Below are 7213 nucleotides of genomic sequence, written 5' to 3' on the forward strand. Positions count from 1 at the left end.
GTAAGGAGGATCTAATGCAAATTTATTTTTCCAATTACTGCATAACAACTTTGGGAGTGACGAAAATCAGCAGCTCACTTTTGCCCATTCGTTGGTAGCTGCGACGAAACAGTGCGCCTAAATATGGGATGTCGCCAAGCAGAGGAACTTTATCGACAGTATCGGTCACACTGTGTTGATATATCCCGCCCAGCACGATGGTCTCCCCGTTATCAACTAATACTTGTGTACCAATGCGTTGAGTATTAATCGATACCGCCTCTCCCGTACCCACTTTGACCACTTCGCCCGGTCGATCTTGGGTCACACTCAAATCAAGAATCAATCGGTTATCCGGCGTAATTTGTGGCGTGACTTTTAAACTCAACACCGCTTTTTTAAATGAAACACTACTGGCACCACTTGAGGTGGATTCAAGGAAAGGAATATCCGTGCCCTGCTCAATATAGGCTGGTTTTTTATTGGTGGTGATCAAGCGTGGGCTAGAAATGACCTCTGCTTTCGATTCACTTTGCAGTGCCGACAGTTCTAAATCCAACAAGGTTGAGGAGCCTAACTTGGCCACTTGGAACGCAAGGCTTGATGAATGACCCGCGGTGGCGGCTAAATTAACGTTAAGAAAGTCATCGATGTTATCCCCTGGCGATAACAGACCATCCGAGTCTCGCTGATTGAGATTGCCCTCTAGCGTAGCGCCAAGGTTGCCGGTGGTTGAATTTAAGCTCCAACGCACCCCAAGCTCATCCAAACTGCCTTGGTTAACCGTGACAATGCGCGCTTCTATCTGTACTTGCTTAACAGGGACATCAAGCGAACCCACCACGCTGCGAACCATCTCAATATGGCTTGGCAAATCACGGATGAGTAACGCGTTGGTGCGCTCATCAACGGTAATCGAACCACGTTCAGACAACATACTGATGGCGCCACTACCGCCAATCATCTCTGCAATGTCACTGGCATTAGCAAAGTTGACGGCAATGATGTCAGAATGCAACTCGCTTAATTGCTCTGCCATACGGGCATTCTCTAATCGTTGCTGCTCGCGCAGATCGAATTCTGCTTTTGGAGCCACCAGAACGACATTACCTTCGATTCGTTTATCTAACCCTTTAACTTGCAAGATAATGTCTAGCACTTGTGGCCATGGCACATCATCCAGTCGCAAGGTGAGATTACCAGTCACCGCATCTGACACGACTAAATTAAAATCATTATATTCAGCAATCAACTGCAAGACATTGCGCACCGAAATGTCTTGAAAATTAATCGCGATCTTATTGGCAGAGGCTTTGCCCAGCATACTCAGGTCGTGTTTGTCATCGCTTTCAGCCTCGGCGACCACTAACTCTAACAAACCTCCATCAAGAGTATGCTGATAAGCAAAGCGGCCCTCAATTTGAATGTGCACTCGCACGCGGTCGTCCAAACGAAACACCTCCATGGTTTGAACATTGTTACCGAAGTCAGCCACGTCAAAGCGTGATAAAAGCGCATCATCAACCGAGGTATCAAACAGCTCAATCACCAAACCTTGTGGATCCTCCTGAATATCCAGCGCGAGTTGATCACTGCTAAGCTGCAACATCACTTTGCCGCGGTTCGTGTCATCCAAACGAAAATCAACCGAAAGCAGTTGATTGCTCATCGACCAAGCTTGGGGCTGCGCCGTGAGCAGGGCAACAATAACAACGCAGATAACCTGTAAGCATCTCATCCTCTTTTGATTAGTCACCTTCCATCCTTGAATCATTTACTCTTCTCAATATCTAAGCGGGATTGCTGTAACACCAGTTTGACCTCACGCCGCTTCCAACAGCCCAATCCATCGGGCAAGCTTTCGTTGATTTCAATCTGTGTGGCGGAGACTCTCATCACGCGACCATAATTGACGCCCACAGGCTGTCCTTCGGCGACGGCGATAACCTTACCATTCGGGGTTTGCAACAGAGCAGTGTATTGAGCATCACGACTGATCATGCCTTTGAGATGCAATTGCTCCAGAGGATAACGCTGCAACTCATGCTGAATCGTTATTGCTTTCGGCTGCCAACACGCTTTTAACGACAAGGGTGATTCGGCCAACAAAGCGATGGGAGGCAAACTAAATGGATCGCGTGAGGAATAGGCGTGATAGACGACAAGCGACTCTTCAATATGGCTCTTTGGCAGATTGAGTGGTTTCACTTTCCAAGCTTCACCATCAACATCAGGTGGTGGTGATTGAATCGGCTCGCGTAAATGTTCTAAAGAGGCTTGATGCGCTCGGCAACCCACTAATAACAGAGAGCTGATCACCGCTATTCGCCAGAGGTTAGTTTTCATCATTCACCGGCAACGTTAATTGGTAGCTAAAAGCACGCGCTCGCAAATGCAACTTTTGGCTAGCCGGACTGACCCGTTGCCAACTCACATCGACCACATTAATCATCGGAGATAACGCTGCAATTGCCTGTGAAAAACGGCCGATATCGTGATACTGCCCGGTAAGTTCAAACTCAAGAGGCAAGCGAACATAGAAGGCCTGAGACTCTTGTTTGCCCCAATCAATACGACTGAATGTGAGATTGTTTTGCAAACCTTGCTCATTGACTGCTGCCAACATCGTGGCTAATTCGTTCTCTTGCACAAACTGGTGAGTCAGCTCGGCATAGCGCTGTGACACCTCATCGAACTGAGGCAATAAATGAGGCTTGTTCGCTAATTGGCTCACTTTGCTCTGGATGCTTTTTAATCCGCTCTGCTCTTGCTGTTTAAGCTGTGTCAGTTGCAACATCTCGCCTTTAATAGACCACCAATAACCGCCCACTTGAAGTACGGCGATCAGCGTCAGCAGCAATAACAGTTGCACCGAGAGCGGCCATTGAAGCAACTCTTCAATGTCCAATTCGCGATAATCAATCATACTTGCCCCCGTTAAGCATATTGCTACTGCGTTGCGATGGCGTATCAAGTTGCGGAGTAAAAGAAAAAGAGACATGAAAGCTCTGATATTTTTGGCCGAAACGTCGCTTGTCATGCACGATCGAATGCATTTCCACCTCACTCAGTCCAATGGTCTGCTCTAAGCGGTTAAGCATGGTGGCCAAATGCGAGGTGGTTTCACTGATGCCGCTCATCACCACTTTTTGCCCAGAAATAGAGACGCGATCAGCATAGACCCCTTCGGGAATCAAAGGCGGTAACACATTCATCAACCGAGTCATTTTACTGCGCTGTACTTGCAGTGATTCAATAACGCTCAACCGGCCAAGAATCATTTCATGTCGCTGCTCAAGCGCCTGCCATTGGCTTAAACGGGCATCCAATTGCTGGCTGTAGCGTTGTAATAAATCCAAACGCCGTTGCTGCTCGGTTTGTTGTTCGGTGAGAGACCAACTCAACGAATATTGAATTAAACCACTGACCAGCACACTCAGCCCCAACAGAATGAGAAAACGTTGAGCGTGATCGCGGCGGCGCTGCTCTCGCCACGGCAACAAATTAATACTAGCAAGCATGGTTTTTCTCCTGCCAATCTCGGCCAAGGAGTGCTAAACCAACCGCAGCAGCAAAACAGTAGCCTGGCACGGTTAGCGCAGATGACATTGGTAGCGTTTCTGCTGGCTCGTGATCTGCAGAAAATAAACCCAAAGGGTCGAGCAATTCACACGCAAGATTCAATCGATGCGACAGCGACTCGGCTAGCCCTTGTTTATTTGCGCCCCCACCCGTGAGCCAAATCCCCGCCAAATTGACGGCGCTCATCGCTCCAATCAAGGGTAAATGACGCTCAATACGCTCGATAAATTGCTCAAAAAATTCAGCGCCCGTTGCAGTACCGATCGGCAATATTTTGGTCAATGGTAATGGCTCGACAAGATCCATCACCATAATGCAATGAGTGTGGCCGACATCGATCAGTAACCAATGATCTCGTTGAGTTCGTTGTGATGCCGCTTGCCATAACCTGACTAAGCTATGCGCATGTACCTCAAATAACACTGGCCGTAAACCCGCCTTACGGCAGATACACTGACGGTTCTCAACCAGTTCTTTTTTTGTCGCATACACTTGTATCAAGTGCGAAGGATGGGATTCTTTTTCAGCGTTTAGTTGGCAATAGTCGAGAGAGAGCTCATCGAGCTCCAAAGGTGACTGGTGAGAAAAAGCCTCGATGATGGCATAATCCCTTTCTTGAGGAGATAAGCCTTTATCGATATGCACCTGCTTGGTAATGACCGCATTGTCAGGTAGCGACAATGCAACTTTATGACTAAAAAGCGGTAAAGACTTCCTTAGTTCTTTTAGTTTATTTACAATTTCCTGATAACTTAATAGGTGGTTATCGGAGAAAATACTCTGCTCCACTGTCAACTCTCGATAAGCCGAGAGCGTGAGAGTACCTTTTACTGGTTTGAGAACGACGGCTTTAATGCTGTAGTGACCGATATCAATGCCAGTGATAAATGAAAAACTCATTTCGCTGTGCTCCAAGTGTCGGTTCAATGTGCGTAAACAGCATATGCACCGACACTTGGAGCACAAAATAAACGCAGGCTAAATTGTTAGCTAAGGTTACTAGGCACGGGTCTAGTTAGCCCAATCAATCAGGGAATATCCGGTGAAGTTCATAAAGCGATTGCTCATTTTCACATTGGTTTGCATGATTCTTGGAGTGGGAACAATTTTCGGTTTCTACCTTTACGTGAAGCCAGAGCTACCAGATGTAGCGACTTTACGAGACGTGAAACTGCAAACGCCAATGCAAGTGTACAGTCAAGACGGCAAACTGATTTCTCAGTTTGGTGAAAAGCGTCGTATCCCAGTCAAATATGATGAGATCCCACCTCACTTGGTGGAAGCTCTTATCGCGACCGAAGATAGCCGTTTCTACGACCATCCTGGTATTGACCCAATTGGTATCACGCGTGCCGCGATCGTGGTTATGATGTCAGGCTCTGCCAAGCAAGGTGCGAGTACCATTACTCAGCAGCTCGCACGTAACTTCTTCTTGTCTAACGAGAAGAAAATCATGCGTAAAATTAAAGAGATCTTTATTGCGATTCACATTGAGCAATTGCTGACTAAGCAAGAGATCATGGAGCTGTATGTCAATAAGATCTTCTTAGGTCACCGTTCATACGGCTTTGGCGCTGCTGCTCGTGTCTATTTCGGTAAAGATCTTAAAGATCTAACTCTAAGTGAGATTGCGACATTAGCGGGCATGCCAAAAGCACCATCAACCATGAACCCTATTTATTCCGTTGAACGTGCAACCAACCGTCGTAACGTGGTTCTGATGCGCATGTTGGAAGAGAAATACATCACTCAAGAAGAGTATGACCAGGCACGCTCAGAAACGATTCTATCGCGCTACCATGGTGCAGAAATTGAATTAAGCGCGCCATATGTGGCCGAGCTTGCACGTGCATGGATGGTTGAACGCTACGGTGAAGAGGCTTACACCTCGGGTATGAACGTTTATACCACCGTCAATTCAAAGCTACAAAATGCCGCTAATACCGCCGCAATCAACAACTTGTTCTCCTACGATGAGCGTCATGGCTATCGCGGTGCAGAAAAAGTGTTGTGGAAACCAGATGCAACGCCAATGTCACTGGCAGAGATCGAGAAAACGCTGAAAAACGTCCCTACCTACGGTGAACTGATCCCGGCAGTTGTCACTACGGTGGAAGGCAAAACAGCGACTGTCGTGATCAAACGTGAAGGCGAAACCACTCTAACTTGGGATGGTTTAAAGTGGGCGCGTCAATTCCGAACTGACGAACGCCAAGGTGCTGCGCCGAATAAAGCCAGCGATATTCTGGCCGCAGGCGAGCAAATCTGGGTACGTGAAATCGAAACTCAGCAAGAAAAAGGCGATGTGGTTTACCATTGGCAACTAAGCCAAGTGCCAAATGCAAACACCGCGTTTATCGCCATGAACCCTGAAGATGGTGCGGTACTTTCGTTAGTGGGTGGCTTTAACTTCGTCCACAACAAATTTAACCGTGCGACCATGTCTGTCCGTCAGGTTGGTTCAAGTATCAAACCATTCATCTACTCTGCAGCAATTGATAAGGGTCTAACTCTAGCAACCCTGATCAATGACGCACCGATCAACCAGTGGGATAAGAGCCAAGGCACCGCGTGGCGTCCAAAGAACTCACCACCAACTTACGTGGGCCCTACTCGTTTACGTGTTGGTCTCGCGCAATCGAAAAACGTTATGGCCGTTCGTGTCTTACGTGAAGTGGGCTTAGACGAAACGCGCCAATACCTCACTCGTTTTGGTTTTGATATTAATGAAGTACCACGTTCTGAAACCATTGCATTGGGTGCTGGTAGCTTAACACCAATGAAGATGGCACAAGGCTACTCGGTATTTGCCAATGGCGGTTACTACGTAGAACCTTTCTACATTGACCACATTACAGGCCCATACGGCAAGGTTGAATACCAAGCAACACCAAAACAGATTTGTCAGCAAGATTGTCCTGAAATCAACCCAACGGCGAATGATTTCAATGAGCAAGATATTGCGCTGGAAACTGAGCTAGATGCTAACGGTGAGGCGGTGGCGAAAGAGCCACAATATGCACCACAAGTGATTTCTGAACAGTCGGCATTCTTAGTGCGTGAAATGATGTACAGCAATATTTGGGGTGGCGGCAACTGGCGCGAAGGCACTGGCTGGAACGGGACTGGTTGGCGTGGTCAAAAATTGGAACGTCGCGACATTGGCGGCAAAACCGGTACCACCAACGATTCAAAAGATGCATGGTACAACGGTTATGGCCCGGGTGTGGTTGCTGTCGCTTGGGTTGGTTTTGATGATCATAACCGCAAGCTAGGCCGCACCACTCGCAACGCGAACCTAGGCAAAGACCAGATCACCGGTGCTGAAGCGGGTGCGAAAACAGCACAACCTGCATGGATTGACTTTATGCGTACAGCGCTCTCTCTCTCTCCTGAGAAAGAAAAAGCCATTCCAGAAGGGATTGTCCGTATTCGTATCGACCGTGACTCAGGCCTGCTCACCAACAAATTTGATGGCAGTTCAATGTTTGAATACTTCCGCGAAGGCCACCAGCCTACTGAGTATGTCTCCGAAGAACTCACCGACACCATCTACACCAGTGATGAAAGTGAAGGGTTATTCTAAGCTGCACTTCACAGGCTAAGTAGCGATAAACAAAAAAGCTGACGAAATATCGTCAGCCTTTTTTTA

At 47.6% G+C, this 7213-nt stretch carries 6 protein-coding genes; 1 reads left to right on the forward strand and 5 read right to left on the reverse strand.

Annotated elements, in window-relative coordinates:
• Nucleotides 1–34 precede the first annotated feature (34 nt).
• Genes RH88_RS14270 through pilM form a run of 5 tightly spaced genes read right to left on the reverse strand, consistent with a single transcriptional unit; the run spans nucleotide 35 to nucleotide 4461 of the window.
• On the reverse strand, nucleotides 35–1753 hold the full coding sequence (locus RH88_RS14270; RefSeq protein ID WP_086027407.1) for a type IV pilus secretin PilQ: 1719 nt from the start codon (nucleotides 1751–1753) through the stop codon (nucleotides 35–37).
• Nucleotides 1750–2328, reverse strand: a complete 579-nt coding sequence (locus RH88_RS14275) for a pilus assembly protein PilP (protein WP_005597183.1) — start codon at nucleotides 2326–2328, stop codon at nucleotides 1750–1752. The genes RH88_RS14270 and RH88_RS14275 overlap by 4 nt, the downstream gene beginning before the upstream one ends.
• Nucleotides 2315–2905, reverse strand: coding sequence for a type IV pilus inner membrane component PilO (locus RH88_RS14280; protein WP_005597185.1), 591 nt, complete (start codon nucleotides 2903–2905; stop codon nucleotides 2315–2317). Before RH88_RS14280 ends, RH88_RS14275 begins: the two co-directional genes overlap by 14 nt.
• On the reverse strand, nucleotides 2898–3500 hold the full coding sequence (locus RH88_RS14285) for a PilN domain-containing protein (RefSeq protein WP_005597187.1): 603 nt from the start codon (nucleotides 3498–3500) through the stop codon (nucleotides 2898–2900). Before RH88_RS14285 ends, RH88_RS14280 begins: the two co-directional genes overlap by 8 nt.
• The gene (pilM, locus tag RH88_RS14290) at nucleotides 3490–4461 is read right to left on the reverse strand and encodes a type IV pilus assembly protein PilM (RefSeq protein ID WP_005597189.1); all 972 of its coding nucleotides are present in this window, start codon (nucleotides 4459–4461) and stop codon (nucleotides 3490–3492) included. Before pilM ends, RH88_RS14285 begins: the two co-directional genes overlap by 11 nt.
• Nucleotides 4462–4603: 142 nt before the next feature.
• Here pilM and RH88_RS14295 point away from each other — a divergent pair, with 142 nt between their 5' ends.
• Nucleotides 4604–7147: a penicillin-binding protein 1A gene (locus tag RH88_RS14295; protein ID WP_005597191.1), complete on the forward strand. Its 2544-nt coding sequence runs from the start codon at nucleotides 4604–4606 to the stop codon at nucleotides 7145–7147.
• The last annotated feature ends 66 nt before the right edge of the window (nucleotides 7148–7213 follow it).

The organism is Vibrio scophthalmi LMG 19158, from assembly GCF_000222585.1.
Lineage (GTDB): Bacteria > Pseudomonadota > Gammaproteobacteria > Enterobacterales > Vibrionaceae > Vibrio > Vibrio scophthalmi.

Excerpts from the sequence above, each read along its gene's own strand:
- RH88_RS14270 (WP_086027407.1), bottom strand. The coding sequence starts at position 1,753 with ATGATTCAAGGATGGAAGGTGACTAATCAAAAGAGGATGAGATGCTTA.
- RH88_RS14275 (WP_005597183.1), bottom strand. The coding sequence starts at position 2,328 with ATGATGAAAACTAACCTCTGGCGAATAGCGGTGATCAGCTCTCTGTTA.
- RH88_RS14280 (WP_005597185.1), bottom strand. The coding sequence starts at position 2,905 with ATGATTGATTATCGCGAATTGGACATTGAAGAGTTGCTTCAATGGCCG.
- RH88_RS14285 (WP_005597187.1), bottom strand. The coding sequence starts at position 3,500 with ATGCTTGCTAGTATTAATTTGTTGCCGTGGCGAGAGCAGCGCCGCCGC.
- pilM (WP_005597189.1), bottom strand. The coding sequence starts at position 4,461 with ATGAGTTTTTCATTTATCACTGGCATTGATATCGGTCACTACAGCATT.